At 68.0% G+C, this 25,364-nt stretch carries 29 protein-coding genes; 15 read left to right on the plus strand and 14 right to left on the minus strand.

Annotated elements, in window-relative coordinates; genetic code table 11:
- Positions 1-44 precede the first annotated feature (44 nt).
- A complete protein-coding gene (locus G369_RS0120730; RefSeq protein WP_019655950.1) occupies positions 45-977 on the plus strand; it encodes a LysR family transcriptional regulator in 933 nt (310 codons plus the stop codon).
- Here G369_RS0120730 and G369_RS0120735 read toward each other — a convergent pair.
- From G369_RS0120735 to G369_RS0120750, 4 genes are all read right to left on the minus strand, one after another.
- Positions 974-2,182, minus strand: coding sequence for a beta-ketoacyl-[acyl-carrier-protein] synthase family protein (locus tag G369_RS0120735; protein WP_019655951.1), 1,209 nt, complete (start codon positions 2,180-2,182; stop codon positions 974-976). The genes G369_RS0120730 and G369_RS0120735 overlap by 4 nt on opposite strands.
- Positions 2,179-2,430, minus strand: coding sequence for an acyl carrier protein (locus tag G369_RS0120740; RefSeq protein WP_019655952.1), 252 nt, complete (start codon positions 2,428-2,430; stop codon positions 2,179-2,181). The genes G369_RS0120735 and G369_RS0120740 overlap by 4 nt, the downstream gene beginning before the upstream one ends.
- A gap of 103 nt (positions 2,431-2,533) precedes the next feature.
- The gene (locus G369_RS0120745; protein WP_019655953.1) at positions 2,534-3,268 is read right to left on the minus strand and encodes a phosphatase PAP2 family protein; all 735 of its coding nucleotides are present in this window, start codon (positions 3,266-3,268) and stop codon (positions 2,534-2,536) included.
- An 82-nt stretch (positions 3,269-3,350) separates the two neighbouring features.
- A complete protein-coding gene (locus G369_RS0120750; RefSeq protein ID WP_019655954.1) occupies positions 3,351-4,229 on the minus strand; it encodes an AraC family transcriptional regulator in 879 nt (292 codons plus the stop codon).
- A gap of 89 nt (positions 4,230-4,318) precedes the next feature.
- Here G369_RS0120750 and G369_RS0120755 point away from each other — a divergent pair, with 89 nt between their 5' ends.
- Positions 4,319-5,584, plus strand: coding sequence for an MFS transporter (locus G369_RS0120755; RefSeq protein ID WP_019655955.1), 1,266 nt, complete (start codon positions 4,319-4,321; stop codon positions 5,582-5,584).
- A gap of 47 nt (positions 5,585-5,631) precedes the next feature.
- A complete protein-coding gene (locus tag G369_RS0120760) occupies positions 5,632-6,384 on the plus strand; it encodes a sulfite exporter TauE/SafE family protein (protein WP_019655956.1) in 753 nt (250 codons plus the stop codon).
- A 150-nt stretch (positions 6,385-6,534) separates the two neighbouring features.
- On the opposite strand, the gene G369_RS0120765 is transcribed toward G369_RS0120760, so the two are convergent.
- Complete coding sequence (locus G369_RS0120765) at positions 6,535-7,452, minus strand: AEC family transporter (protein WP_026346526.1); 918 nt, start codon at positions 7,450-7,452, stop codon at positions 6,535-6,537.
- Positions 7,453-7,555: 103 nt separating this feature from the next.
- Here G369_RS0120765 and G369_RS0120770 point away from each other — a divergent pair, with 103 nt between their 5' ends.
- The 7 genes from G369_RS0120770 (at position 7,556) to G369_RS0120800 (ending at position 13,971) form a co-directional block, all read left to right on the plus strand.
- Positions 7,556-8,530 carry a tripartite tricarboxylate transporter substrate binding protein BugE gene (locus G369_RS0120770; RefSeq protein ID WP_019655958.1) on the plus strand — a complete coding sequence of 325 codons (975 nt, stop codon included), beginning with the start codon at positions 7,556-7,558 and terminating at the stop codon, positions 8,528-8,530.
- Positions 8,531-8,603: 73 nt separating this feature from the next.
- Positions 8,604-9,518: a site-specific tyrosine recombinase XerD gene (gene xerD / locus G369_RS0120775; RefSeq protein WP_019655959.1), complete on the plus strand. Its 915-nt coding sequence runs from the start codon at positions 8,604-8,606 to the stop codon at positions 9,516-9,518.
- 49 nt (positions 9,519-9,567) lie between these two features.
- The gene (locus tag G369_RS0120780; RefSeq protein WP_019655960.1) at positions 9,568-10,539 is read left to right on the plus strand and encodes a Bug family tripartite tricarboxylate transporter substrate binding protein; all 972 of its coding nucleotides are present in this window, start codon (positions 9,568-9,570) and stop codon (positions 10,537-10,539) included.
- A gap of 56 nt (positions 10,540-10,595) precedes the next feature.
- Positions 10,596-11,588, plus strand: a complete 993-nt coding sequence (locus G369_RS0120785) for a Bug family tripartite tricarboxylate transporter substrate binding protein (protein ID WP_019655961.1) — start codon at positions 10,596-10,598, stop codon at positions 11,586-11,588.
- 80 nt (positions 11,589-11,668) lie between these two features.
- On the plus strand, positions 11,669-12,244 hold the full coding sequence (locus G369_RS0120790; RefSeq protein WP_019655962.1) for a TetR/AcrR family transcriptional regulator: 576 nt from the start codon (positions 11,669-11,671) through the stop codon (positions 12,242-12,244).
- Positions 12,245-12,338: 94 nt separating this feature from the next.
- A complete protein-coding gene (locus G369_RS0120795; protein WP_019655963.1) occupies positions 12,339-13,472 on the plus strand; it encodes a thiolase family protein in 1,134 nt (377 codons plus the stop codon).
- A 52-nt stretch (positions 13,473-13,524) separates the two neighbouring features.
- On the plus strand, positions 13,525-13,971 hold the full coding sequence (locus G369_RS0120800; RefSeq protein WP_019655964.1) for a MaoC family dehydratase: 447 nt from the start codon (positions 13,525-13,527) through the stop codon (positions 13,969-13,971).
- Between the two features lie 12 nt (positions 13,972-13,983).
- Here G369_RS0120800 and G369_RS0120805 read toward each other — a convergent pair whose 3' ends face one another.
- A complete protein-coding gene (locus G369_RS0120805; protein ID WP_019655965.1) occupies positions 13,984-14,817 on the minus strand; it encodes a ferritin-like domain-containing protein in 834 nt (277 codons plus the stop codon).
- A 41-nt stretch (positions 14,818-14,858) separates the two neighbouring features.
- Between G369_RS0120805 and G369_RS0120810 the strand changes: the two genes are divergently transcribed.
- The gene (locus G369_RS0120810; protein ID WP_019655966.1) at positions 14,859-15,383 is read left to right on the plus strand and encodes a gamma carbonic anhydrase family protein; all 525 of its coding nucleotides are present in this window, start codon (positions 14,859-14,861) and stop codon (positions 15,381-15,383) included.
- Positions 15,384-15,480: 97 nt separating this feature from the next.
- Complete coding sequence (hslO, locus tag G369_RS0120815) at positions 15,481-16,479, plus strand: Hsp33 family molecular chaperone HslO (protein WP_019655967.1); 999 nt, start codon at positions 15,481-15,483, stop codon at positions 16,477-16,479.
- Between the two features lie 51 nt (positions 16,480-16,530).
- Here hslO and G369_RS38645 read toward each other — a convergent pair whose 3' ends face one another.
- The 8 genes from G369_RS38645 to pyrG all read right to left on the minus strand — a co-directional run bounded on the left by G369_RS38645 (position 16,531) and on the right by pyrG (position 22,998).
- Positions 16,531-16,707 carry a hypothetical protein gene (locus G369_RS38645; RefSeq protein ID WP_157773745.1) on the minus strand — a complete coding sequence of 59 codons (177 nt, stop codon included), beginning with the start codon at positions 16,705-16,707 and terminating at the stop codon, positions 16,531-16,533.
- 163 nt (positions 16,708-16,870) lie between these two features.
- Positions 16,871-17,848, minus strand: coding sequence for a hypothetical protein (locus G369_RS0120825; RefSeq protein WP_019655969.1), 978 nt, complete (start codon positions 17,846-17,848; stop codon positions 16,871-16,873).
- Between the two features lie 34 nt (positions 17,849-17,882).
- Positions 17,883-18,554: an AAA family ATPase gene (locus G369_RS0120830; RefSeq protein WP_019655970.1), complete on the minus strand. Its 672-nt coding sequence runs from the start codon at positions 18,552-18,554 to the stop codon at positions 17,883-17,885.
- A complete protein-coding gene (pnuC, locus tag G369_RS0120835; protein ID WP_019655971.1) occupies positions 18,551-19,153 on the minus strand; it encodes a nicotinamide riboside transporter PnuC in 603 nt (200 codons plus the stop codon). Before pnuC ends, G369_RS0120830 begins: the two co-directional genes overlap by 4 nt.
- 165 nt (positions 19,154-19,318) lie before the next feature.
- Complete coding sequence (ftsB, locus tag G369_RS0120840) at positions 19,319-19,597, minus strand: cell division protein FtsB (RefSeq protein WP_019655972.1); 279 nt, start codon at positions 19,595-19,597, stop codon at positions 19,319-19,321.
- 18 nt (positions 19,598-19,615) lie between these two features.
- Entirely contained in the window at positions 19,616-20,899 is a 1,284-nt protein-coding gene (gene eno, locus G369_RS0120845) for a phosphopyruvate hydratase (protein WP_019655973.1), read from the minus strand.
- A gap of 64 nt (positions 20,900-20,963) precedes the next feature.
- The gene (locus tag G369_RS0120850) at positions 20,964-21,254 is read right to left on the minus strand and encodes a DUF1330 domain-containing protein (protein ID WP_019655974.1); all 291 of its coding nucleotides are present in this window, start codon (positions 21,252-21,254) and stop codon (positions 20,964-20,966) included.
- A 61-nt stretch (positions 21,255-21,315) separates the two neighbouring features.
- Positions 21,316-22,998, minus strand: coding sequence for a CTP synthase (gene pyrG / locus G369_RS0120855; protein WP_019655975.1), 1,683 nt, complete (start codon positions 22,996-22,998; stop codon positions 21,316-21,318).
- A 124-nt stretch (positions 22,999-23,122) separates the two neighbouring features.
- On the opposite strand from pyrG, the gene coaBC reads away from it, so the two are divergent.
- The 3 genes from coaBC to dut are packed head-to-tail and all read left to right on the plus strand — an operon-like array spanning position 23,123 to position 25,251.
- Positions 23,123-24,346 (plus strand): bifunctional phosphopantothenoylcysteine decarboxylase/phosphopantothenate--cysteine ligase CoaBC, encoded by a 1,224-nt coding sequence (gene coaBC, locus G369_RS0120860; protein WP_019655976.1) that lies wholly within the window; start codon positions 23,123-23,125, stop codon positions 24,344-24,346.
- Positions 24,346-24,804, plus strand: coding sequence for a hypothetical protein (locus tag G369_RS0120865; RefSeq protein WP_019655977.1), 459 nt, complete (start codon positions 24,346-24,348; stop codon positions 24,802-24,804). Before coaBC ends, G369_RS0120865 begins: the two co-directional genes overlap by 1 nt.
- Positions 24,805-25,251, plus strand: coding sequence for a dUTP diphosphatase (dut, locus tag G369_RS0120870; RefSeq protein WP_019655978.1), 447 nt, complete (start codon positions 24,805-24,807; stop codon positions 25,249-25,251). It begins immediately after the preceding gene.
- The last annotated feature ends 113 nt before the right edge of the window (positions 25,252-25,364 follow it).

Below are 25,364 nucleotides of genomic sequence, written 5' to 3' on the forward strand. Positions count from 1 at the left end.
CTGGTTTAATCTTCCGCGTTGTCAGTTTTTCTAACGAAGCCCTCATGCGCCGCCACATTCCGAGCACCCGCGCGCTATTGATCTTCGACGCGGTGGCCCGCCACCACGGCGTCGGCAAGGCCGCCGAGGAGCTGTGCCTCACGCACAGCGCAGTGAGCCAGCAGCTGCGCCAGCTCGAAGCGCAGATCGGCGTGCGGCTGGTGCAGCGCACCGCGCGCGGCACCGAGCTCACCGAAGCCGGCCAGCGCTACCACGGGCAGATCTCCGGCGACCTGCTGCGGCTGCAGAACCACACGCTCGAAGCGATGGCGCAGCGCACCGACGGCCTGCGCCTGCTGGTGGGCGCGGTGCCCGTGCTGGCCGACGGCTGGCTCATGCCGCGCCTGCCGGAATTCATCGGCCGCAACCCCGGCTGCAGCCTGCATCTGCAGGTTTTTCCCACGCATCTCTACATGGAAGACCTGCCCTTCGACGTGGGCGTGCAATACGACGACGCGGTGTGGCCGGGAGCGAATGCGCTGCCGCTGATGGGCGAAGCCTGCGTCGCCGTGTGCGCGCCTGCTGCGAAGGGGCGCTCGGCCATGTCGCGCGGTGACTTCCGTCAGGCGCAGCTTCTGCAGCTGCGAACCCGCATGGGAGCGTGGGAGGAATGGTTCGGACAGGCTGCCCACCTTCGCGCGCCGGAGAGCCTTGTCGCGGGGCACCGCTTCGACCTGTTCTCCTCGCTGATAGCGGCAGTGCGTGCCGATCTTGGCGTGGGGCTGGTGCCCGACTACTTCGTCGAGCGCGAGCTGCGGTCGGGCGAGCTGGTGCTGGCCTGCCCGCACCGGGCGCCGTCGAGCCGGGGCTACAGCGTGTTCGTTGCGCCAAGCCGCACCGGCGACGCGCTGGTCGGCGCTTTCGTGGCGTGGCTGCGGGAGTCGGCGGCGCAGGCGTCGACCGTGCAGGCCGCGCCGCGCAAGTTGAAGGCTGCCTAGGCCCGCCGGAAGAGCAGCACGGAGTTCGTGCCGCCGAAGGCGAAGGAATTGCTGATGGCGGCTTCCAGCGCTGGCGCCGCGGTGTCTTCCTGCGCGACGAGGTTCAGCCGGCATTCCGGATCGACCTCGCGGCAGTTGGCGTTGGGCGGCAGTTGCCGCTGCTGCAGCGCCATCACGGTGATGAGCGCCTCGATGGCGCCCGCTGCGCCCAGCATGTGGCCGTGCAGCGCCTTGGTCGAGCTCACGCGCAGCATGTCGAGGTCCTCCCCCCACACCTCGGCCAGCGCGTTGCGCTCCACCACGTCGCCGATGCGCGTGGCCGTGCCGTGCGCGTTGCAGTAGCCCACGTCGCGCGGCTGCAGGCCGGCCTGGCGCAGGGCGGCGCGCAGAGCGCGGGCCTGGCCCGGCGCGTCGGGCTTGGTGAGATGGGTCGCGTCGCTGCTCAGGCCCCAGCCGGCCAGCGTGGCGTGGCTGCGGGCGCCGCGGGCGCGGGCGCGCTCGGCGGATTCGAGAACCAGGAAGGCCGCGCCTTCGCCTAGCGCGAAGCCGCTGCGGTCGGTGGCGAAGGGCTTCACCGCGCCGGCCGCTTCACCGGGCTGGAAGCCGGCCAGCGTCTGCATCGCCTGCCATGCCACCACCACGCCCGGCACGATCAGCGCTTCGCTGCCGCCGGCGATGGCGATGTCGACCTCGCCGCGCTGCACGGCCTTGGCGGCCTCGGCAATCGCGGCCGAAGAGGAAGCACAGGCGACCGAGTAGGTGAGAACCGGGCCCTTCACGCCCTGGCGCATCGCCACGTGGGCGGCCGGCGCGTTGGGCATGAAGGCGGGAATGGTGAGGGGCGAGACGCGGCCGTTGCCGCGATAGGCCGCCTCGAGCGCGGCGGCGCCGCCCATGCCGCAGCCGGAGAAGACGCCCACGCGCTCGGGGTCTGCGTCGGCCACGGAAAGGCCGGCGTCGCGCATCGCCATGTCGGCGGCTGCCACGGCCAGCTGGCTCACGCGGTCGACGCCGGCGAGCTGCAGCTTGGTGAACCAGCGGGTTTCGTCGAAGGCCGCGGTGGCAGCCGCTGCCGGCTTGGGCAGTTCAGGAAAGACGGGCTGTATGGCCGAACGGCCCTGCAGCAGGGCCTGGAAGAGGGCGCCGGGTTCGTCGCCGTGCGGCGCCACGACGCCCAGCCCGGTGACGGCGACTTCGTGGTTCACGAGGCGGATGCGGCCTTCTCGGCCCTGACCTTGTCGACCAGCACGGCCAGTTCGGCCAGGGTGTCGATGTTCGCGTCCTCGTCGGGCATGACGATGCCGAAGTGGTCTTCGATGGCGAACAGGAATTCGGCGAGCGCCAGCGAATCGAGTCCGCCGGTCTCACGCATGGAGGCGTGCGGGTCGAGCTTCGACGGTTCGATGCCGTACTTGTCCTGGATCAGGTCCTGCAATTCCTTCAGCGAACTCATCGTGCAATGCCTGTCGTCGTCTCGTGTGCCGCCGATCGATCGCCGCCCGTTGCGGTCCTTTGAATCAATCGATCCCTTCCTCGTCGGCCAGTGGTGAGTGTGGTCAATGTCTACGGATGATATCCGCTCCCACGTGAGGGGCATCCTCCCGCTGGCGGGCGCCGGGCCGCCAGCGCATCGAGGGCAGGGCGAAAGCCATACCCAGCAGCGCACCGGCGGCCACGTCCAGCGCCACGTGCTGCTTGACCGCCAGCGTCGAATAGGCGATGGCGGCGAACCATGCCCAGTTCAGCACCCGCCACCCGACGGGCGTGCGCGTTTCGCGCAGTACGTCCTCGATGCGGATGGCCGTGAAGATGGCCACCGCCACGTGCATCGAGGGGCAGGCGTTGCCCGCCGCGTCCACGCCCTGCAGCATCGTGAAGCCGGGGTAGCCGGACGCATCGATGGCCAAAGGAGGTATCTGGGTCGGCCAGAAGTAGAAGATGCCCAGGCCGGTGATGCACAGCCCGCCGATCCACAGCCCGTAGACCACCAGTTCGCGGAAGGTCAGCTGCAGCCCGGGCGCGATCCCCACGTACACCCACAGCGAGAGGTACGGACCCAGCAGGTAGGGCTGGAACGGCAGCAGGTGGTCCAGTGGCGTCAGCGGCATCACCTCGACCGGAAAGGAGGGGTTGCGCAGCAGGTGGAAGTAGCCGATGAAGAAGAGCCAGGTGAAGACCGTGGTGCCGACGGCCTTCAGCAGGAAATGCCGGCGCACGCGCAGCCAGATGTCGGCGCTCCAGGTGGGGCGCTGGGCGCCGTGCGCCAGATGCAGGGGGATCGGTGAATGCATGGTGTTGCTTGTCGGGCGCCGATCTTGCCAGAGCGGCGTGAAGCATCCATCCCCCGGCGCCCCGTCGGCCCTGGTACGCGGATCAGGCGGGCGCGGGCCGCTTGCGGTGCTGGAACGAGGTGGGCGAGCGGCCGGTGGCGGCCTTGAACATCGCGCAGAAGGCGCTGTCGGTGGCGTAGCCGCTGGCGGCCGCGACCTGGCTCACCGCCATGCCGCGCGCCAGCAGCGGCAGCGCATGCGCCATCACGGCCTGCTGTCGCCACTGCTGCCAGCTCATGCCGAGCTGGTCGCGGAACAGCCGCGCCACCGTGCGCTCGCTCGCGCCGATGGCGGCCGCGCGCTCGGCCAGCGTGGCGCGGTCGGCCGGGTTGCGCAGCAGCGTCTCGCAGAGCTGGCGGAGGCGCTTGTCGGTGGGCAGCGGCACGTCGATGCGGATCTGCGTGGCGCGCTCCAGTTCGTCGACCAGCAGCGGCGCGATCATCCGCTCGCGCTGCGGCGCATGCGCATCGGCCGGCGGCAGGCCGTCGGGCGTGGTGTCCAGCGCCAGCATCAGGGCGCGTAGCAGGGGGCTGATCTCGAGCACCTCGCATTTCTCCCAGGAGGGCGCGATCCAGGCGTGCAGGTAGATGGTGCGCAGCTCGGCATCTTCGATCAGCGTGATGCTGTGAGGCATGTTGGCCGGCACCCAGAGCGCGCGCGAGGGCGGCACGATGTAGCTGCCGTCCTGCGTGCTCAGGCGGATCACGCCGCGCGTGGAGAAGGTGAGCTGGGGCCACGGATGCTCGTGCAACTCGACCAGCGTGTCGGCGCTCAGGAAGTGCTCCTTGGCGCGCAGCGGCCGCACCGCGTCGGGCGCATACAGGTGCGGCGTGAGGGAGGCGACGCTGTTGACGGGGGTGGGCCCGCGCAGCCTGGCGGCGGACGCGGCGCTCCTGGAGGTGGGTGAGGCGGCGCTTGGCATGGTTTCGACAAATGTTGTCGCTGTATCGCCATTCTGCCGCTTCCCCGACGCATAGCATCAGCGCCTGCCCCGATTTTTTTTAGCAATCCATGTCTTCCAACTCGCCCACGAGCGCCGCTTCGGCCGCTTCGCCTTCCTCCAACACCCTGGGCAGCGATGCCAAGCTGATCGGCCTCGTCGGCCTGGCCCACGCGGTCAGCCACTTCAGCCAGCTCATCCTGGCGCCGCTGTTCCCGTGGCTCAAGGATGCGTTCAACGTGAGCTATGTCGAGCTGGGTGCGGTGCTCACGGTGTTCTTCGTGGTCTCGTGCATCGTGCAGGCGGCCTCGGGCTTCATCGTCGACAAGCTGGGGCCGCGGCCGGTGCTCTTCGTGGGGCTCGGCGCGCTGGGGCTGGCGGCCTTCGGCTACGCGGTGGCGCAGAGCTACTGGATGCTGCTGGTCTTCGCGGTGCTCGGGGGCATCGGCAACGGCGTGTTCCATCCGGTGGACTACACGCTGTTCAACCGCAAGGTCGCGCCCACGCGCCTTGGCCATGCCTACAGCGTGCACGGCATCACCGGCAGCCTGGGCTGGGCGCTGGCGCCGGCCTTCGTGGTGCCGATCGCCATCGCCTTCTCGTGGCGCGTGGCGCTGGCCTCGGCGGGTGTGGTGGCCCTGGTGGTGCTGCTGGTGCTGTGGGTGTACCGCAGCGTGCTCTCGCTCGACGCCGCGGCCGTGCACAAGGCCACGGGGCAGGGCGAACCCGTGCCCGCCGGCGGTGGCGAATTCGACTTCCTGCGCATCCCGGCCGTGTGGATGTGCTTCGGTTTCTTCTTCTTCTACGCCGTGGTGATCAGCGTGGTGCAGACCTTCGCGCCCGTGGCCGCGGGGCACCTCCATGCGGTGCCGGTGGCGCTGGTGGCCGTGTGCCTCACGGTCTACATGGTGGCGAGCGCCGCGGGCATGGTGGTGGGCGGTTTCCTCGCTTCCGACCCGTCGCGCTGCGAGCGCATCGTGGGCGTGGGCTTCGGCCTGGCCGCTGCGCTGGCGCTGATGCTGGCCTTTGCCGATTTCCCGCCGATCATCGTGCCGGCGCTCTTCGGCGCGATGGGATTTGTCTCCGGCGTCGCCGGGCCGTCGCGTGACCTGCTGGTGAAGAGGTCGACGCCGCCCAACGCCACCGGCCGCGTCTACGGCGTGGTCTACGCCGGCCTCGACATCGGGCAGGCCGTGGCACCGCTGGTCTTCGGCCGGCTCATGGACCACGGCCAGTACACCAGCGTCATCGTGGGCCTGGCGCTGGTGCAGGGCGTGCTCATCGCCAGCGCATTCAACGTGCGCCGGGTTCGGCGCACAGCGCTCGTTCCGGCCTGAGGGCTCCGGCCGGCGAGCGGAGAACCCCGGCCGATATCATCGGCCGCATGCAAGCCTTGTATGTCTATGTGATCGTCGGCGCCGTGCTGGCGGGTTTCGTGCAGGGCCTCTCCGGTTTTGCGTTCGGCATGGTGGCGATGTCCGTGTGGGCATGGACCCTGGAGCCTCAACTGGCCGCCGTGCTTGCACTCTTCGGCGCGATGACGGGGCAGGTGATCGCCGCGGTCACCGTGCGGCGCTCCTTCGACAAGAGCGTTCTCTGGCCCTTCCTGCTTGGCGGACTGATGGGCGTGCCCTTCGGCGTCTGGCTGCTGCCGCATCTGGATCTCGTCGTCTTCAAGCTGTGCCTCGGGCTATTGCTGGTGCTGTGGTGCCCGGCGATGCTGATGTCGCAGCACCTGCCGAAGCTTTCCTTCGGCGGGCGCGTCGCCGATGGGGTGGCGGGGGCCATAGGCGGTGCGATGGCCGGCATCGGCGGGTTCTCGGGGACCATTCCTACGCTCTGGTGCACGCTGCGCGGATTTCAGCGGGATACGCAGCGGGCCGTGATCCAGAACTTCAATCTCTCGATGCTGCTGGTGGCGTTTGGCATCCACCTTTTCAGCGGGAATATCGGGCGTTCTCTCTTGCCTTTGCTGGGGGTGGTGGCGGTGGCTGTGGCTGTGCCCGTGTTGTTGGGGGCTCGGCTTTATATCGGGATCAGTGAAGTTGCGTTTCGGAAGATTGTTTTGGGGTTGTTGACTGTTTCCGGGGTGGTGTTGTTGGCTTCTGCTGTGTCGGCTTTGTTGGGGCGTGGTTGAGGTTCTTTGGGTGTTTGCTTTCCGGGGCCGGGTCTCGGCCCGGCCCCCGAAAGCAGCCACCCGGCAGCATCTAACAAGAGGCACAGCCAACGCAATGAGGCAGCACAGGGACAAGACGCGGCTGGCGACGCAACGACCCCACCCAACTCCTTACCGAGGCAACGCCAACGCAAACGGCAAACTGACAACCCCCAGCAAGGTAGACAAGGTCACCAGCCCCGCCACATAAGGCCCGTTGTATCCCATGCGAGCGGCCAGCACATAGGCACTCGAAGCAGTAGGCACAGCAGAAAACGCCATCAACACAGCCCCCTGCGCAGCATCGAGCCGCAGCATCCGGGCCAGTCCCCAGGCCACCAACGGCAGGAACAGATGCCGTATCGCCAGCACTGAAACAGCCAGCACCTTGCCCGCCCCAAGCGTAGAGAACTTCATCCCCGCCCCCGCGGCCAGCAGCCCCAGCGCCAGCGAAGCAGCCCCGATCCGCGTCAGCGTGGGCGTCGCCCATGCAGGCACGGTGAGCCCCAGCACATTGGCGAGCAGTCCCGCCACGGTCGCGACGATGAGTGGGTTTCGCACCAGCTGCCGTACGAACCCGGTCTGCGCGTGCCGCGTCATCGGCCACACGGCCGCGATGTTGAAGATGGGCACGCACACGCCGATGAGCACGGCGATCAGCAGCAGGCCCTCGGAGCCTGCGAGCCTTTCGGCCAGCGCCAGGCAGATGAATGAGTTGAAGCGGAACGCGATCTGCGTGCTGGCGGCGTGGTCGCGGCGGTCGATGTGCGTGCGCAGGCCCGGCACGAAGGGCAGGGCATAGGCCAGCGCGATGCCGCAGGCCCCGATGCACAGGCCCGCCGTCAGAAGGTTCGACGTGGCGCCGAAGTCGAGCGGGCTGCGCACGATCGAGTGGAAGAGCAGTACGGGAAATAGAAAGTAGTAAACGAGACTCTCGACCTGGTCCCACACGCGGCGGTCGAGGGCGGTGTAGCGGCAAAGGAGCCAGCCGATGGCGATGAGGGAGAAGTCGGGGAAGAGCAGCTGCGCGTAGTTCACCGCTTCGAGGATAAACCTCCCTGACCATGGGTAATCCAGAGCACGGATACGGCCCCCGAGCCGCTAGCATCCGGGCTTCGTTTTTTCGACATACAGCCAGAACAAGGAGTTTTTGATGCAACGTCGTCAATGGAGCGCGATGGTGGGAGCCGCGGCATTGTTTGCAGTCGCGGGTCAGAGCTTTGCGCAGGGTTATCCCAACAAGCCCGTCGAACTGAGCGTGCCGTTCGCACCGGGTGGCACGACGGACATCGTGGCGCGCGTGATTTCCGATCCGCTGGGCAAGGTGCTGGGCCAGCCGGTGGTGGTGATCAACCGCGCCGGCGGCGGCGGCATCGTGGGTGCGGCCGAGACCGCCCGTGCCACGCCCGACGGCTACAAGCTCGGCATCGCCACGGTGTCGAGCACGGCGGCCAACCCGGCCATCAACCCGAAGACGCCGTACGACCCGATCAACGACTTCACGCCGATCATCAACATCGCGGCCACGCCGAACATCATCGCGGTCAACCCGAGCTTCCCGGCCAAGAACTACGCCGAGTTCGTGGCCGAGCTGAAGAAGAACCCCGGCAAGTACTCGTACGCCTCGTCGGGCACGGGCGGCATCGGCCACCTGCTGATGGAGCTCTACAAGAGCCTGACCAACACCTTCGTCACGCACATCCCGTACCGCGGCGCGGGCCCGGCGCTGAACGACGTGGTGGCCGGCCAGGTGCCGATCATGTTCGACAACATCCCCTCGGCCATGCCCTTCATCCAGAGCGGCCGGCTGATCCCGATCGTGGTGTCGGCGCCGCAGCGCCTGGCTGCGCTGCCCAACGTGCCGACCTTCAAGGAAGTGGGCCTGGAGCCGGTGAACCGCATGGCCTACTACGGCATCCTCGGTCCGAAGGGCCTGCCCAAGGAAGTGGTCGACAAGATCAGCGCGGGCGTGAAGAAGGCCGTGGAAGAACCGGCGGTGCGCAAGCGCATCGAGGACACGGGCTCGCTGATCGTGGCGAACACGCCCGACCAGTTCGCAGCGCAGATCAAGGCCGAATACGACGTGTACAAGCAGGTCGTGAAGAAGCAGAACCTGAAGCTCGACTGAGACAGGTCGCTCGCGCGACGAAGCAAGCCGCCCGCCTGCCGGGCGGCTTTTTCTTTTTGTTATCTTGCAAGGCATGAGCACAGAGGCAGCCACGCAGACGACACCCGAGATCGACGACTTCATCGACGCCCTGTGGCTCGAGGACGGGTTGTCGAAGAACACGCTGGCCGCCTACCGCCGCGACCTCGCACTGTTCGCGCAGTGGCTCGGCGCGCAGCGCAGCGGCACCGCACTCAACGCCGCGAAGGAGACGGACCTGCAGGCCTACATGGGCGCACGGCTGTCGAGCAAGGGCAAGGCCACGTCGGCCAACCGGCGGCTCACGGTGTTCAAGCGCTACTACCGCTGGGCGCTGCGCGAGCGGCGCATCGCGGCCGACCCGAGCATCCGGCTCGTGCCGGCGCGGCAGATGCCGCGGGCCATCAAGACGCTCTCCGAAAAGCAGGTCGACGACCTGCTGGGCGCGCCGGACGTCGAGTCGCCGCTCGGCCTGCGCGACCGCGCGATGCTGGAGCTGATGTACGCCAGCGGCCTGCGCGTGAGCGAGCTGGTGGCGCTCAAGGTCACCGACATGAGCCTCAACGACGGCGTGCTGCGCGTGCTCGGCAAGGGCAACAAGGAGCGGCTGGTGCCCTTCGGCGCCGAGGCGCGGCGCTGGATCGAGCGCTACCTGGAAGAGTCGCGCCCCGCCATCCTCGATGGCCAGCAGACCTCCGACCTGTTCGTCACTGCGCGCGGCGCCGGCATGACGCGCGTGATGTTCTGGATCATCGTGAAGAAGCACGCGGCCGCGGCGGGCATCCATGTACCGCTGTCGCCCCATACGCTGCGCCACGCCTTCGCCACGCACCTGCTGAACCACGGCGTCGATCTGCGCGCGGTGCAGTTGCTGCTGGGGCACGCGGACATCTCGACGACGACCATCTACACACACGTGGCGCGCGAGCGCCTGAAGCAGCTGCATGCGCAGCACCATCCGCGCGGTTGATCGAGGGCGCGCGGTTTTCTTTCCTCAGAAAAACCAGGAGACACCATCCATGAAGAAGACGACTGCAACCATGGTCGCGGCCGCAATGCTGGCCGTCGGCGGCGCAGCTTTCGCGCAGGCATTTCCGAGCGCCAAGCCCATCCGCCTGATCGTCGGCTATCCGCCCGGCGGCGGCATCGACTTCGCGGCGCGCACCGTGCAGGTGCCGCTGCAGGAGGCGCTCAAGCAGCAGCTGGTGGTCGACTACAAGCCCGGCGCGAGCGGCATGATCGCGGCCACCGAGCTCACGCGCCAGCCGGCCGACGGCTACACGCTTCTGCTTGCCAACACGGGGCCCTTCGCCATCGCGCCGTACCTGCAGAGCAAGCCGCCGTACGACCCGATCAAACAGTTCACCTACATCGGGCAGATCAGCCAGGGCAGCTACATCGCGGTGACGCGGCCCGACCATCCGGCGAAGAACCTCAAGGAGTTCGTCGCCTGGGCCAAGGGGCAGCCGGGCAAGGTGAACTTCGCCTCCGGCGGCAACGGCACCTCCACGCACCTCAACGGCGAGCTCATGAACCAGGTGACCGGGCTCGACATGACCCACGTGCCGTACAAGGGCAGCGCCCCGGCGGTGCAGGACCTGATCGGCGGGCAGACGCAGATCCTCATCGACGCGGGCAGCGTGCTGCTGCCGCAGGTGAAGGGCGGCAAGCTCAAGGCGCTGGCCGTGACCGGCCCGGCGCGCGATCCGCAACTGCCCGATGTGCCGACGGTCAAGGAGCTGGGACTCGCGGGCATGGAGTCGGTCGGCTTCCAGGGGCTGGTGGGGCCGGCCAACATGCCGAAGGAGGTGGTCGATCGGCTTTCCGGCGAGCTCGCGAAGGCGCTGGCGCAGCCCGAGATCAAGGCCAAGTTCTCGACGGCAGGCGCCGAAGTGCATTCGCTCGGGCCGGCCGAGTTCGCGGCTTTCGTGAAGGCGGACAATGAGAAGTGGTCCAGGCTGATCAAGGAGCGCAAGCTGCAGCTGGACTGACACCCTCCATCACGCAAGCAAGCAGGCAGACGACAAGGGCTGCCACACACGACACCATGAATTTCCTCGCTTCCTCGAAGCCCTCGCGCCGCACGGCGACCCGACTCCTCGCCGCCGCCGCGCTGTGCGCCGCATCCGGTGCCATCGCGCAGACCGTGCCAAAGACCGTGCGCCTCATCGTCGCCTACCCGGCGGGCGGCGTCAGCGACGTGGTCGCGCGTGCGCTGGGCGATCGGCTCGCGGCGCAGATGGGCGTCACTGTGGTCGTGGACAACCGCGCGGGCGCGAGCGGCGCCATCGGCATGGACGCCGTCGCCAAGGCCGCGCCCGACGGTGCGACGCTGGGCTTCTCGGCCATCAGCCCGCTGGTGCTGAGCCCGCACCTGGGCAAGCTGCCCTTCGATCCGCTCAAGGACGTGGCGCCCGTGGCCAGCGTGATGTATTCGCCGGTGCTGCTCATCGCCACCCCGGCGAGCAAGGCCAAGGACTTCAAGGCGCTGATCGACGATGCCAAGGCGCATCCGGGGGCGGTGCGCTGGGCGACCTCGGGATCGGCCTCGCTCGGCCACATCGTGCTCGAGCAGCTGCGCGCCGCGGCCGGTGTCGACATCACGCACGTGCCCTACAAGGGCGGCGGCCAGCAGCTCAACGACGCGATCGGCGGGCAGTTCGAGATCCTTTCCACCAACGCGAGCCCGACGCTCTCTTCGCACATCCAGTCGGGCAAGCTGCGTCCGCTGGCGGTGGGCGCGCCCGCGCGGCTCGACAGCCTCCCGCAGGTGCCCACGCTGGGCGAACTGGGCTACAAGGCGGCGAACATCAATTCGCTGTTCGGCGTGTTCGCACCCGCTGCCACGCCGCCGGCGCTGGTCGCGAAGTACAACGCTGAGATCAACAAGGCGCTGGCCACGCCCGAACTGCGCGCCAAGCTGACGGCCACCGACAACGTGCCCACCGGCGGCACGCCGGCCGCGTTCGCGAAGGAAATCGCCAGCGAGTTCGAGAGCAACGGGCGCATCGTCAAGGCGGCGGGCATCAAGGCCGATTGAGAAGGCCGATTGACCGGGCGGCTGACGCCTTCATGACACCCCGGCTTGTGGGTTGATCTTCCCTACCTTATAGTAGGTAGATGACCAACGCCACAGCCCTGGCCACCGGCAGCACCCGCGAGCAGATCCTCGCGGTGGCGCGGGGCCTGATCGAAACGCGCTCCTACCTGGGCTTCAGCTTCCAGGACGTGGCCGATGCGGTCGGCGTGCGCAAGGCCAGTCTGTACCACCACTTCCCGACCAAGGAGGCGCTGGGCGTCGCGGTGATCCGCGGGGCCGCGCAGGGCTTCAAGGACTGGGACGCTGCCCGGGCGCGCGAGCCGAAGGACGCACTCGAATCGTATTTCCGCATGTACCGCAACACGTTCAGGGCCGGCTCGGCGATGTGTCCCGCAGGGGCGATGGCGCCTGGCTGGGGCGTCGTCAACGACGAACTGCGCATGGCGGTACAGGAGTTGCGCAACACTCAGGTGACGTGGCTCACCGGCGTTCTGAGCGCGCTGATGCCCGAGCGCAAGACCGGCGCCTCGGTGGCCTCGCTGGCCGCCTACGTGTTTTCCGTGTGCCAGGGCGCGCTGCTGTCGGCGCGCATGACGGGCCGCGTCGAAGATTTCGACGACGCCATCGTCCAACTCAGGAGTTCCTTGCCGGGCTGAGCGCCCGGCCTCGTGCAGGCACGCTTCGGCGTGCCTATTTTTCGACCTCGAAGCCTACCGATTGGAAGGTAGTCAAACCTGCTGGAGAGCATTCATGAAAGCCGTCATTTCCGCCTATGCCCGATCCCCGTTCCATTTCGCGAAGAAGGGCGCGCTCGCCGAGGTGCGCCCCGACACGCTCGCCGCCGGCGTGGTGCGCGGCCTGCTGCAGCGCACCGACCTCGATCCCGCGCTGCTCGAAGACGTCGTCCTCGGCTGCGCCTACCCCGAGGCCTCGCAGGGCAACAACCTCGCGCGCATCGTCGGGCTGCTGGCGGGGCTTCCGCATGAAGTCGGCGGCATGACCGTCAACCGCTTCTGCGGCTCCTCGATGCAGGCCGTGCACATCGCCGCAGCGCAGATCGAGGCGGGCATGGGCGATGCGTTCCTGTGCGTGGGCGTGGAGTCGATGACGATGGTGCCGCAGGGCGGCTTCAACTTCTCCCCAAGCCCCGAGCTCAAGGAGAACACCGACGCCTACATCTCGATGGGCGAGACCGCCGAGAACGTCGCGCAGCGCTGGAACGTGAGCCGCGCCGACCAGGAGGCCTTCGCGGTGGAGTCGCACCGCAAGGCGGCCGAGGCGCGCGCGCAGGGGCGGCTGGCGGGTGAGATCGTGCCGGTGCGCCTCGCCTCGGGCGACGTGGTCGACGCCGATGGCTGCATCCGCCCGACCACCTCCGCCGAGGCGCTGGCGAACCTCAAGCCCGCGTTCCGTCCCGACGGCGTGGTGACGGCCGGCACCTCCTCGCCGCTGACCGATGGCGCGGCGGCGGTGCTGGTCACCAGCGACGACTTTGCGGCGAAGCACGGCCTGAAGGCGCTGGCGCGCATCCGCTCGTTCGCGACGGTGGGCGTCGACCCGGCGATCATGGGCATCGGCCCGATCCCCGCCACGCGCAAGGCGCTGGCACGCGCGGGCCTGAGCGCGGCCGACCTCGACGTCATCGAGATCAACGAAGCCTTCTCCTCGCAGGCACTGGCCTGCATCCGCGACCTGGGGCTCGATCCGGCGAAGATCAACCTCGATGGCGGCGGCCTGTCGATCGGCCATCCGCTGGGCGCCACCGGCGCGCGCATCACCGGCAAGGCGGCGTCGCTGCTGGCGCGCGAGAAGGGCCGCTATGCGCTGGCCACGCAGTGCATCGGCGGAGGGCAGGGTATCGCGACGATCCTCGAGCGCGTCTGACGCGGCGCAGCCCGCGAGAATGACGATCGCCACTGACGACAAAGGAGACCCCATGGCCAAGCTGTATCTCGAAGACCTGAAGGTCGGCGACCGTTTCCGCAGTGCCGAGCACGCGCTCGACGCGGCGCAGATCAAGGCCTTCGCGCAGCAGTTCGACCCGCAGCCCTTCCACACCGACGAAGAGGCCGCCAAGAGCACCTTCTTCGGCGGCCTCGCCGCGAGCGGCTGGCACACGGCCGCGCTCACGATGAAGCTGCTGGTCGAGAGCGGCATTCCGTTGGCCGACGGCATCATCGGCTCGGGCGGCGAGCTGCAATGGCCCAAGCCGACACGCCCCGGCGACGTGCTGCACGTGGAAAGCGAGATCGTCGACATCGTTCCCTCGCGCTCCAAGCCCGGCCGTGCGATGGTGCAGATGCGTTGCCAGACGCTCAACCAGCATGGCGACGTGCTCCAGCACTTCACGCCGAAGCTGGTGGTGCATGCCCGCCCGGCCTAGGGCTGCGGACCTTCAGGCCTTGTCCTGGGCGCTTGAGAGCTGGCGCAGCTCCTCGCTGCTGAAGCCGGCGCGACCGCGCGCCTCGAGGTTGAATGGCGGCTTCAGCCGCGGCGCCTCGTAGCGCGCCACCAGCGCGGGGTAGGTGGCCTCGGGGTCGATGCCTTCGCGCTCGCAAAGCCAGCGGTACCAGTGGTTGCCGATGGCCACATGGCCCACTTCATCCCGCAGGATGATGTCGAGAATCTCGACCGCGCGCAGGGCGTCGGGTGTGTTCACGCGCTTGAGCTTGCCCTGGATCAGCGGCGTGGCGTCGAGCCCGCGCGCCTCCAGCGTGCGCGGCACCAGCGCCATGCGGGCGAGCACGTCGTCCTTCGTCTTCTCGCACATGTTCCACAGCCCGTCGTGGCCGGGGAAGTCGCCGTAGCGCCAGCCCATGTCCTGCAGGTGCGCGTGCAGCAGCGTGAAGTGCTGCGCCTCCTCGTCGGCCACGCGCAGCCAGTCGCGGTAGTAGGCCTCGGGCATGCCGTCGTAGCGCCAGACGGCGTCGAGCGCGAGGTTGATCGCATTGAACTCGATGTGGCAGATCGAGTGGATCAGCGCGGCGCGGCCTTCGGTGGTGAAGGGCGAGCGCTTCTGCACGGCGGTGGCGGCCACGCGCAGCGGGCGCTCGGGGCGGCCCGGCACGCCGAGATCGTCGCCGGCGGTGCGGATGGGGGCGGCTGCTATGGATTCAGTAGCGCCGTCCAGAGGATTGGCGGAGACAGCGTAGATGGCACGGGTGGCGGCCACCTTTTCATCGGGATCCGTAAGGCGAAGCGCGGCCAGCGCGCTCAATCGGGGGTGCATCCCTACAATTCTAGGTTTTGACCTTGCAGGGACCGGAAACAATGGCGCTCTACGAACTCGACGGTGTGGCACCCCAGGTGGGCGAAGGTGCATGGGTGGCCGACAGCGCGGAGGTGATGGGCAACGTCAGGCTGGCGGACAACGCCAACGTATGGTTCGGCGCAGTGCTGCGCGGCGACACCGAGACGCTGAGCATCGGGCGCAACAGCAACATCCAGGACCTGTCGGTGCTGCACGCCGACATCGGCTGCCCCCTGACCGTCGGCGACAACGTGACCGTCGGCCACCAGGTGATGCTGCACGGTTGCACCATCGGCGACAACACGCTGATCGGCATCCAGGCCGTGGTCTTGAATAACGCCAAGATCGGCCGCAATTCGATCGTTGGCGCCGGCAGCGTGGTGACCGAAGGCAAGGAGTTCCCCGACAACTCGCTCATCATGGGCTCGCCCGCCAAGGTGGTGCGCACCCTCGACGACGAGGCCGCCGCCAAGCTGCGCCAGGGCGCGGAGAACTACGTGGCCAACGCCCGGCGCTTTGCCAAGGGGCTGAAGAAAGTTGCCTGACCCTCAGGCTTGCCCACTTCGTGTGGCCGCCGGCCCGGCGAAGCCGGTTTCGCGGTATTCCGTGCGAAGACTGTTTTATTGAGAGAGGACCGATGTTTTGAGCGAGCTGCACAAATTCCTGTTCGATGGCCTGCCGGTGCGCGGCATGATCGTGCGCCTGACGGACGCGTGGCAGGAGATCCTCGCGCGGCGCGCCTCCAACACCGCCACCGGCGCCTATCCGCAGCCGGTGGTCGAACTGCTCGGCGAGATGACGGCTGCCGCCACCCTGATGCAGGCCAACATCAAGTTCAACGGCGCGCTGATCCTGCAGATCTTCGGCGACGGCCCCGTCAAGGTGGCGGTGGCCGAGTCCAAGCCCGACCTGAGCCTGCGCGCCACCGCCAAGGTGATGGGTGAACTGCCCGCCGACGCGCGCCTGCCCGATATGGTCAACGTGGGCAACAAGGGCCGCTGCGCCATCACGCTCGACCCCAAGGACAAGCTGCCCGGCACCACCCCCTACCAGGGCGTCGTGCCGCTCTTCGGCGACGACGGCGAGAAGCTCGGCAAGCTCAGCGACGTGCTCCAGCACTACATGCTGCAGAGCGAGCAGCTCGATACCACGCTGGTGCTGGCCGCCGACGATAAGGTCGCTGCCGGCCTGCTGATCCAGCGCCTGCCGGTGAAGGGCGAAGGCAACCTCGAAGGCACCGCCGACAAGGACCACGACCAGGCGAATGAAGACCAGATCGGCCGCAACGAGGACTACAACCGCATCTCGATCCTCGCGTCGAGCCTGACGCGCGAAGAGCTGCTCACGCTCGACGTCGAGACCATCCTGCGCCGCCTGTTCTGGGAAGAGAAACTGCTGCGCTTCGAGCCGCAGGCCGGCATGCTCGGCCCGCACTTCGCCTGCACCTGCGGCCGAGAGCGCGTGGCCCAGATGATCCGCGGCCTCGGCGAGCAGGAGGCCGAGAGCATCCTCGCCGAGCGCGGCAACATCGAGGTGGGCTGCGACTTCTGCGGCAAGCAGTACCGCTTCGACGCGGTCGACGCTGCGCAGATCTTCACGCCGGCGGGCGACAGGGCGCCGGGCAGCCAGGTCGTGCAATAGAAGAAGCCGGCGGCGGTGGCGGCCGCCCATCGCTGCCGCTTCTCTCGTTGTTCAGCGCAGCACCTTGACCATCGCCGCGAAGCGCTCGTCGGCGTAGCCCGCAGGCATCGCGGGGCCTAACATCCCGGTCAGGTACACCGGAAAGCTTCCGTTCAGCCCGGGTTCGTGAGCCTGATTCAAGAACAGCCGGCCCGAAGCCAATCGCGCCGACCATGCGGCCGAACCCACGCCCAGTCCCTCTGATTCGCAGATGCGCGTCGTGGAAAAAGCCACTCGTCGCGCCGGACATGCACGACGGCACTGCCGGTGCACGAGTAAGTGGTGCACGCCGCGATGACGGAGCGCTCGGCCTGCGCCGAGTGCTCGGCGTCTCGCCGGGCGAAGTGCTGACTCAGCGGGAGCCGTCGTCGAAGCCACCGAACGCGATGTCCGGCGCGCTCGTGTTGTGCTTCGAAGGCAGGCTGCGCCCGAAGCGCACCTGCGTGGCCTGGAGGCTCTTCACCTCCGGCAGCGGCAGCACCTGCTGCGCCGCCTGGGGCGACGCCTGCCAGCGCACCTCGCTCACGTCGGCGTTGTCGGGCGTGACGTACATCGAGCGCAGCACCGCGAAAGGCTGGGCGTTCGCGGTCGGCTTCGACAGCGTGACGTCGAGCGCGGTGCGTACGCGGCTGATCTCGTCGACCTTCACCGCGGCACTGCCGCCGTCGGTGAAGCGCACATGGATGGCCAGCGGCCGGGGCACGATGCGGATCGACGCGATGTTCACCACCGGCCGTGCGGCGGCCTCGACCGGGCCGAGCAGGAAGGACGAGCCGTACACCCCGTCGCCGAAGCGCGCCTCGGGCAGCGGCTTGATGCGCCAGTAGCCGTCGGACGGATAGAGCACGATGGCCTCGAGCGGCTTGCCGTTCTCCTTCCTGAAGACCTGCAGCAGGTGGAAGCCGCGGTCCTTGCGCTTGCCCACCTGCACGGGCACGCGCTGCGGGCGCCAGAAGCTCGGCAGCGTCATGCCGACGACGCGCCACTGTGCGTTGTCCATCAGCACCACGGTGCGCTTGCGGAAGCGGTAGGCCGGGTCGGTGGGATGCTCGCCGCCGTCGAAGTTGCAGCCTGAGAAGTCGGGCGCGGTGACGTCGTTGCCGATCTTGTCGAGGTAGTCGGGCTGCAGTGCCTCGATGCGCATGCGGCGGATGCCTTCGCCGCGCAGGGTCAGCGAGACGTTGTCTTCTTCGGCGCAGGCGGTGGTGGTGGTGCCGTTCTCGACGGTGGCCGCGACGGGCGCCGCGTGGGCCGCACCGGCCGCCGAGAGCAGCAGGGCGGCAGGAAGAAGAGGAAGCGTGGCGATGCGCGCGAGGGTCGAAAAGGGCATCGGGTCTCCGGTAAGGGGCAGGGGGGCGAGCGCGCTACTCGCGGCGCGCGATGAGATCGCTGAAAAGCCTATGTTCGCATTCCGGGTCGGAGCATTTCTCGCAAGGCCACGACCAGGAGGCGGGTTTCGCGTCGGACTTGACGCGCGTGCGCGGCCGGCCCTCGTTGCCCGCGATGGAGACGATGGCGTTCCAGGCATTGGCCAGCCGCTCGGCGCCGCTGCCGTGCACCACGGCATACGAGAGCTTCGCGCGAGCGAGCGCGGCACGCACCAGCGTGTCGGTCGGCTGCTGCGCATGCGGGCCGTCGCGCATGCCGTCGGCGACCCAGGGCAGGTCGAGCGCGGTCAGAAGCGTGATGGCGTAGCCGCGCTGGGCAGCCAGGGCGTCTTCGTAGAGCGACGTGTCGGCGAAGAGCTGCTCGCTGTAGACGGCCGTCATGAGCGCGGTGGTGTCGGCCACCACCACGCCGGCGGCGGCGGCGCTCGCGATGCGGCGGGTCTGCTCGTCGGCGATGGCCTGCTGCTCGTCGGGGCGCGGCGTGCGGTTCTCGCGCTCGCACCATTCGCGCAGGTACTCGCTCACCAAGGTCGTCGGAACGCCACGGTCCTGCAGGCGCTGCGCGATGGCGCGGGCCAGCTCGGTCTTGCCGGTGCTCTCGGCACCCACCAGGGCGATGACGCAGCCGGTCGGCAGTACGGGTGTCATGCTCGCGCTGCCTCAACGGTGCTCGAAGGCATGCGCTGGCGCCAGGCAAGGTAGCCGGCCACGCTGAGCACCGCGAACACCGCATACAGGCCCACCGTAAGCCACAGGCCCTTGTGGATGAAGAGGCCCACGCTCACGACGTTCACCGCCAGCCAGATCAGCCAGTTCTCGATGAACTTGCGCCCGAGCAGGAACTGCCCGACAAGGCTCAGGCCGGTGGCGAAGCCGTCCCACCAGGGCACGTCGGTGTCGGTGAAGCGGCGCAGGAAGAGGGCGACCGCCGGCCAGGCCACCGCACAGGCCAGCAATGTGAGCGCGATGCCGCGCGACGAAAGCCGGCTGACGCGCAGCGCGCTGCCGTCGGCCCGGTGGCCGCGCAGCCACTGCGCCCATCCCCAGAGCGCGACGAGCGCGAAGAAGACCTGCAGCGAGGCGTCGCCGTAGATGCGCGCCTTGGCGAACACCGCCACGTAGAGCACGGAGCTGACGATGGCCAGCGGCCATCCCCAGTGGATCTCGCGCATGTTGCAGCCCACCATGGCGAGCGCCAGTGTCGACGCGACGAGCTCGAGCCAGCTCACGGGAGAGCCCCAGAGCATGAACGCGGGGGCCGAGAGAAGCTCGAGAATCAGATCCGCCCCCGGAGGGTGCTGTCGCGGTCTGTTCGTGGGACACCGCGGAACCGGCTTTGCCGGGCCGCTGGTGTCGCCCCCTGGAAGGGGGTTGGCGAAGCGACACGAAGTGCGCGAAGACTGGGGGTCATCCTAATGTGCTATCTGCACGAAGACCTCGTTCGGCTTCACCATGCCGAGTTCCGCGCGCGCGCGCTCCTCGACCATCTCGAGGCCGTCCTTGAGGTCGTTGACCTCGGAGGTGAGGCGTTCGTTGTTCAGCGCGGCCTTGGCGTTGGCGTCCTTCTGGTCGGCCAGCTTGGTCCGCAGCTGGGCCACGTCGCGCACGCTGCCGCGCCCGTTCCACAGCTGCCACTGCAGGATGGCCAGCAGGAGCAGCAGGACGATCGGTGGAACGAGGCGGGCGCGCATGCCGCGTGGCGTCCGGCGTTACTTCAGGTTGTAGAACGCGCCGCGGCCGGGGTACACGGCGATGTCGCCCAGGTCTTCCTCGATGCGCAGCAGCTGGTTGTACTTGGCGATGCGGTCGGAACGCGAGAGCGAGCCGGTCTTGATCTGGCCGGCGTTGGTGCCCACGGCGATGTCGGCGATGGTGCTGTCTTCCGTCTCGCCCGAGCGGTGCGAGATGACGGCGGTGTAGCCCGCGCGCTTGGCCATCTCGATGGCGGCGAAGGTCTCGGTCAGCGTGCCGATCTGGTTGATCTTGATCAGGATCGAGTTGGCGATGCCCTTCTCGATGCCTTCCTGCAGGATCTTGGTGTTGGTGACGAACAGGTCGTCGCCCACCAGCTGCACGCGCTTGCCCAGGCGTTCGGTGAGCAGCTTCCAGCCGTCCCAGTCGCCTTCGTGCATGCCGTCCTCGATGCTGATGATCGGGTACTTGTCGACCCAGGTCGCGAGCATGTCGGTCCAGCTCTCGGCGGTCAGCGAGAGGTTCTCGCCCGACAGCACGTACTTGCCGTCCTTGTAGAACTCGCTGGCCGCGCAGTCCAGGCCCAGGGCGATCTGCTCGCCGGCGGTGTAGCCGGCCTTGTCGATGGCTTCCAGGATCAGCTGGATGGCAGCCTCATGGCTCTCGACGCTGGGAGCGAAGCCGCCTTCGTCGCCCACCGCCGTGCTGATGCCCCGGTCGCCCAGGATCTTCTTGAGCGCGTGGAACACCTCGGCGCCGTAGCGCACGGCCTCGCGGAAGCTCTTGGCGCCCACGGGGATGATCATGAATTCCTGCAGGTCGAGGCTGTTGTTGGCGTGGGCGCCGCCGTTGATGACGTTCATCATCGGCACCGGCAGCTGCATGCCGCCCATGCCGCCGAAGTAGCGGTACAGCGGCAGGCCCGATTCCTCTGCCGCGGCGCGGGCCACGGCCATCGAGACGGCGAGGGTGGCGTTGGCGCCCAGGCGGCCCTTGTTGTCGGTGCCGTCGAGGTCGATCATCGTGCGATCGAGGAAGGCCTGTTCGCTGGCGTCGAGGCCCAGCACGGCTTCAGAGATCTCGGTGTTGATGTTCTCGACGGCCTTCAGCACGCCCTTGCCGAGATAGCGGCTCTTGTCGCCGTCGCGTAGCTCGATGGCTTCGCGCGAGCCGGTCGATGCGCCCGAGGGCACGGCCGCGCGGCCCATGGTGCCCGACTCGAGCAGCACGTCGCATTCGACGGTGGGGTTGCCTCGGCTGTCGAGAATTTCGCGGCCGACGATGTCAACGATTGCACTCATCTTCTGTCTTTCTCTTTCTGGTCTCTTTGGGCGGATGAATAGATGTGAAAAGGGATCGGAAGGCTCAGAGGCCCTCGACGGCGATCATGTTCATGATCGCGGCGCCGGCACGGGCCTCGCGCGCCTTGAGGTACTCGGGCGTCTCATAGAAGGCCTTGGCCTTCTCGAAGCTGGGGAACTTGAGGATCACGACGCGCGTGGGCTTCCAGTCGCCCTCCAGGGGCTGCACCTGGCCGCCGCGCACGCACACCTCGGCGCCGTGCGCCTGCATGGCGACGGTCGACCACTTCTTGTATTCCTCGTACTGCGTCGGGTTGGTTACCTCGACGTGGGCGATGACGTAGCCGCTGCTCATTCGAATACCTCCGTGCTCCGCACTGCGGCGCGAGCTTGCCTGGCGCGGTCCGGCGCGGCGCTCATGCCACGGCCTTCAGCGTCTTGTTGGTGCTGCCCGAGCCCTTTTCCTTGTGCTCGAGCGCGGCCTTGATGAAGGCGTTGAACAGCGGGTGGCCGCCCCACGGGGTCGACTTGAACTCGGGGTGGAACTGCACGCCCATGAACCACGGGTGCACGTCCTGCGGCAGCTCGACGATCTCGGTCAGGTGCTCGCGCTGGGTGAGCGCCGAGATCACGAGGCCGGCCTTGCGCAGCTCGTCGAGGTAGTTCACGTTGGCTTCGTAGCGGTGGCGGTGGCGCTCGGTGACCACGTCGCCGTAGATGCTGTGGGCCAGCGTGCCCGGAGCCACGTCGGAGCTCTGCGCGCCCAGGCGCATGGTGCCGCCGAGGTCGGACTTCTCGTCGCGGATCTTCACGGTGCCGTCGGCGTCCTTCCACTCGGTGATCAGCGCGATCACGGGGGTGGGCGTCTCGGGGTCGAACTCGGTGCTGTTGGCGTTCTTCAGGCCGGCCACGTGGCGGGCGTACTCGATGGTGGCGACCTGCATGCCCAGGCAGATGCCGAGGTAGGGCACCTTGCTCTCGCGGGCGAAGCGCGCGGCCGAGATCTTGCCTTCCACGCCGCGCTGGCCGAAGCCGCCGGGCACCAGGATGGCGTCGTACTTGGCCAGGCGGGACACGTCCTGCGCCGAGATGGTCTCGGAGTCGATGTAGTCGATCTTCACGCGGGCATGGTTCTTCATGCCGGCATGGCGCAGCGCCTCGTTGAGCGACTTGTAGCTGTCGGACAGGTCGACGTACTTGCCGACCATGGCGATCGAGACTTCCTTCTGCGGATGCTCGACCTCGTAGACCAGGTCGTCCCAGCGCTGCAGCTTGGCCGGCGGCGTGTTGATGCGCAGCTTGTCGCAGATCAGGCCGTCCAGGCCCTGCTCGTGCAGCATGCGGGGCACCTTGTAGATGGTGTCCACGTCCCACATCGAGATCACGCCCCATTCGGGCACGTTCGAGAACAGCGAGATCTTGGCGCGCTCGTCGTCGGGGATGCGGCGGTCGGCGCGGCACAGCAGGGCGTCGGCCTGGATGCCGATCTCGCGCAGCTTCTGCGCGGTGTGCTGCGTGGGCTTGGTCTTGAGCTCGCCGGCGGCGGCGATCCAGGGCACGTAGCTCAGGTGCACGAAGGCCGAGTTGTTCGGACCCATGCGCAGGCTCATCTGGCGCACGGCCTCCAGGAAGGGCAGCGACTCGATGTCGCCCACGGTGCCGCCGATCTCGACGATGGCCACGTCCACCTCGTGCGCCGTGCCGATGCCGGCGCCGCGCTTGATGTAGTCCTGGATCTCGTTGGTGATGTGCGGGATCACCTGCACCGTCTTGCCGAGGTAGTCGCCGCGGCGTTCCTTCTCGAGCACGGACTTGTAGATCTGGCCGGTCGTGAAGTTGTTGGCCTTGCGCATCCGCGTGTTGACGAAGCGCTCGTAGTGGCCGAGGTCGAGGTCGGTCTCCGCGCCGTCGTCGGTGACGAACACTTCCCCATGCTGGAAGGGCGACATCGTGCCGGGGTCGACATTGATGTACGGATCGAGCTTGATGAGGGTGACTTGGAGGCCGCGCGATTCGAGGATCGCGGCGAGCGAGGCGGAGGCGATTCCCTTGCCAAGGGAAGAAACGACACCACCGGTGACGAAGACAAATTTGGTCATGCCAGTTCCGGATGCTGTGAATCCGGGCAGTGGGAAATTGCGATTATAGGTGTGCCCTTCGCGACACCTTCCGCCAAGGGCTTGTTGGCGTGGGGCCGATGGCATGTGAGCAACAATACGTCCCATGCAAGATCTCGCCGGCAAACACATCGTTCTCGGTCTCACGGGCGGCATCGCCTGCTACAAGTCGGCCGAACTGTGCCGGCTGTTCGTCAAGGCGGGCGCGACCGTCCAGGTCGTCATGACCGAGGCGGCGGAGCAGTTCATCACCCCGGTGACCATGCAGGCGCTCTCGGGGCGCACCGTCTACACCTCGCAGTGGGACACCCGCGAGCCCAACAACATGCCGCACATCAACCTGAGCCGCGAGGCCGACGCGATCGTGCTGGCGCCCTGCAGCGCCGACTTCATTGCCCGGCTGGTGCAGGGCCGCTCCGACGACCTGCTGAGCCTGATGTGCCTGGCCCGCCCGATGGACCGCATCCCGCTGCTGATCGCCCCGGCTATGAACCGCGAGATGTGGGCCCATCCGGCCACGCAGCGCAACCTGATGCAGGTGGCCGCCGACGGCGCGACCGTGCTGGGCGTGGGCAACGGCTGGCAGGCCTGCGGCGAGACCGGCGACGGCCGCATGCTCGAGCCGGCGCAGCTGCTGGAGGACGTCACCGCCTTCTTCAGCCCCAAGCTGCTGGCGGGGCAGAAGGTGCTGGTCACGGCCGGCCCGACCTTCGAGGCACTGGACCCGATCCGCGGCATCACCAACCATTCGTCGGGCAAGATGGGCTTCGCCATCGCCCGGGCAGCCCGCGAGGCCGGCGCCGAGGTCACGCTGGTGGCCGGCCCGGTGCACCTGCCCACGCCGCGCGGCGTGACGCGCGTCGACGTGCTGTCGGCGCAGCAGATGCTCGACGCGACGACCCGTGCAGCGCAGAGTGCTAGCATTTTCGTAGCTACGGCTGCCGTCGCCGACTGGCGCCCCGCCACGCAGAGCGAGCAGAAGATCAAGAAGGACGGCAGCGGCAGGACGCCGGTGCTCCACTTCACCGAGAACCCGGACATCCTCCTTTCCGTCGCGAAGAGCGAGCGGGCCCAGTCGAAGAAGCTTTTCTGCGTAGGCTTCGCCGCCGAGAGCGAGAACCTCGCCGAACATGCCAAGGCCAAGCGCGAGCGCAAGGGCATCCCGCTGCTGGTGGGCAACATCGGTCCGCTGACCTTCGGGCAGGACGACAACGCGCTGCTGCTGGTCGATGCCAATGGCGTGCGCGAGCTGCCGCGCGCCCCCAAGCTCACGCTGGCGCGCGAGCTCATGACCGAGATCGCAGCCCGTCTTCCCGACTGGAGGGTCTGATGAATCCCCAATGGAACACGCCGCCGAACGGCGATTTCGCCCGCTATGTCGAGCGGCTGTCCGCGCAGGCGGCGTTGCCGAGGCGAGCCGCTTCGCCCGGTGAGCATGGCCTCGACGTCGGCATGACGACGACTGCCGGCCCCAATGCACAGGGGCCGGTCTCGGCCGCGATGCAGCGCGCCGAACTCCCCAACAGCGAGGTGCCGAAGAAGGAGCCCGGCTCCTTCGACCCGGCGCTGCTCAAGGTGCTGGGCATCTTCGGCGCGGTGGCATTCCTGGTGCTCTGGGCGGCGGGCGTGCCGTTCGGCGTTCTGATCGTCCTGGCGGCGGCTGCCGCCTGGTTCGGCAGGAAGTTGAAGGGCCTCAAGCTCACCCCCGGCGTCGCCAAGTGGCAGCAGGTGCTGGAAGAGGCGGCCCGCAAGCAAAGAGAACAGCAACAGAAGCAAGGCAACAACTAAGTGAAAGTCGACGTCCGCATCCTCGATCCGCGCATGGTGGATCAACTGCCCGCATATGCCACCCCCGGAAGCGCCGGCCTCGACCTGCGAGCCTGCCTCGATGCCCCCATCACGCTGGAGCCCAACGGCTGGCAGCTGGTGGGCACCGGCATCGCGATCCATCTGGCCGATCCGGCCTATGCAGCGCTGATCCTTCCTCGCTCGGGGCTGGGCCACAAGCACGGCATCGTGCTGGGCAACCTCGTCGGCCTGATCGACAGCGACTACCAGGGCGAGCTGAAGATCAGCGCCTGGAATCGCAGCGACACGCCCTTCGTGCTGAATCCGATGGAACGGCTCGCGCAGCTCGTGATCGTGCCGGTGGTGCAGGCGCAGTTTCGTGTGGTCACAGAATTTGCACCCACGCAACGCGGCGAAGGTGGCTACGGCTCCACAGGCAAGCATTGAGCGAATCCTGAAGACCGGCCGGTTTCCGGGCGGTAAAGAACGGAACCGGCTGGGGCCGCCCGCCTCGAAGGTTTCAGTGTGTGAACGGCGTCATCGCGGCCGATGCTGCGGCG

The organism is Variovorax atrisoli 110B (assembly GCF_000382045.1).
GTDB lineage: Bacteria > Pseudomonadota > Gammaproteobacteria > Burkholderiales > Burkholderiaceae_C > Variovorax > Variovorax atrisoli.

What these genes read in the sequence shown, in the direction of transcription:
- pnuC (WP_019655971.1), bottom strand. Translation starts at nt 19,153, where the DNA reads ATGCTCTGGGGCTCTCCCGTGAGCTGGCTCGAGCTCGTCGCGTCGACA.
- ftsB (WP_019655972.1), bottom strand. Translation starts at nt 19,597, where the DNA reads ATGCGCGCCCGCCTCGTTCCACCGATCGTCCTGCTGCTCCTGCTGGCC.
- G369_RS0120750 (WP_019655954.1), bottom strand. Translation starts at nt 4,229, where the DNA reads ATGCCAAGCGCCGCCTCACCCACCTCCAGGAGCGCCGCGTCCGCCGCC.
- xerD (WP_019655959.1), top strand. Translation starts at nt 8,604, where the DNA reads ATGAGCACAGAGGCAGCCACGCAGACGACACCCGAGATCGACGACTTC.
- G369_RS0120865 (WP_019655977.1), top strand. Translation starts at nt 24,346, where the DNA reads ATGAATCCCCAATGGAACACGCCGCCGAACGGCGATTTCGCCCGCTAT.
- G369_RS0120780 (WP_019655960.1), top strand. Translation starts at nt 9,568, where the DNA reads ATGAAGAAGACGACTGCAACCATGGTCGCGGCCGCAATGCTGGCCGTC.
- pyrG (WP_019655975.1), bottom strand. Translation starts at nt 22,998, where the DNA reads ATGACCAAATTTGTCTTCGTCACCGGTGGTGTCGTTTCTTCCCTTGGC.
- G369_RS0120850 (WP_019655974.1), bottom strand. Translation starts at nt 21,254, where the DNA reads ATGAGCAGCGGCTACGTCATCGCCCACGTCGAGGTAACCAACCCGACG.
- G369_RS0120770 (WP_019655958.1), top strand. Translation starts at nt 7,556, where the DNA reads ATGCAACGTCGTCAATGGAGCGCGATGGTGGGAGCCGCGGCATTGTTT.
- coaBC (WP_019655976.1), top strand. Translation starts at nt 23,123, where the DNA reads ATGCAAGATCTCGCCGGCAAACACATCGTTCTCGGTCTCACGGGCGGC.
- G369_RS0120785 (WP_019655961.1), top strand. Translation starts at nt 10,596, where the DNA reads ATGAATTTCCTCGCTTCCTCGAAGCCCTCGCGCCGCACGGCGACCCGA.
- G369_RS0120790 (WP_019655962.1), top strand. Translation starts at nt 11,669, where the DNA reads ATGACCAACGCCACAGCCCTGGCCACCGGCAGCACCCGCGAGCAGATC.
- G369_RS0120730 (WP_019655950.1), top strand. Translation starts at nt 45, where the DNA reads ATGCGCCGCCACATTCCGAGCACCCGCGCGCTATTGATCTTCGACGCG.
- G369_RS0120800 (WP_019655964.1), top strand. Translation starts at nt 13,525, where the DNA reads ATGGCCAAGCTGTATCTCGAAGACCTGAAGGTCGGCGACCGTTTCCGC.
- G369_RS0120745 (WP_019655953.1), bottom strand. Translation starts at nt 3,268, where the DNA reads ATGCATTCACCGATCCCCCTGCATCTGGCGCACGGCGCCCAGCGCCCC.
- G369_RS0120740 (WP_019655952.1), bottom strand. Translation starts at nt 2,430, where the DNA reads ATGAGTTCGCTGAAGGAATTGCAGGACCTGATCCAGGACAAGTACGGC.
- G369_RS0120830 (WP_019655970.1), bottom strand. Translation starts at nt 18,554, where the DNA reads ATGACACCCGTACTGCCGACCGGCTGCGTCATCGCCCTGGTGGGTGCC.
- G369_RS0120760 (WP_019655956.1), top strand. Translation starts at nt 5,632, where the DNA reads ATGCAAGCCTTGTATGTCTATGTGATCGTCGGCGCCGTGCTGGCGGGT.
- G369_RS0120795 (WP_019655963.1), top strand. Translation starts at nt 12,339, where the DNA reads ATGAAAGCCGTCATTTCCGCCTATGCCCGATCCCCGTTCCATTTCGCG.
- G369_RS0120825 (WP_019655969.1), bottom strand. Translation starts at nt 17,848, where the DNA reads ATGCCCTTTTCGACCCTCGCGCGCATCGCCACGCTTCCTCTTCTTCCT.
- G369_RS0120755 (WP_019655955.1), top strand. Translation starts at nt 4,319, where the DNA reads ATGTCTTCCAACTCGCCCACGAGCGCCGCTTCGGCCGCTTCGCCTTCC.
- eno (WP_019655973.1), bottom strand. Translation starts at nt 20,899, where the DNA reads ATGAGTGCAATCGTTGACATCGTCGGCCGCGAAATTCTCGACAGCCGA.
- G369_RS0120805 (WP_019655965.1), bottom strand. Translation starts at nt 14,817, where the DNA reads ATGCACCCCCGATTGAGCGCGCTGGCCGCGCTTCGCCTTACGGATCCC.
- G369_RS0120810 (WP_019655966.1), top strand. Translation starts at nt 14,859, where the DNA reads ATGGCGCTCTACGAACTCGACGGTGTGGCACCCCAGGTGGGCGAAGGT.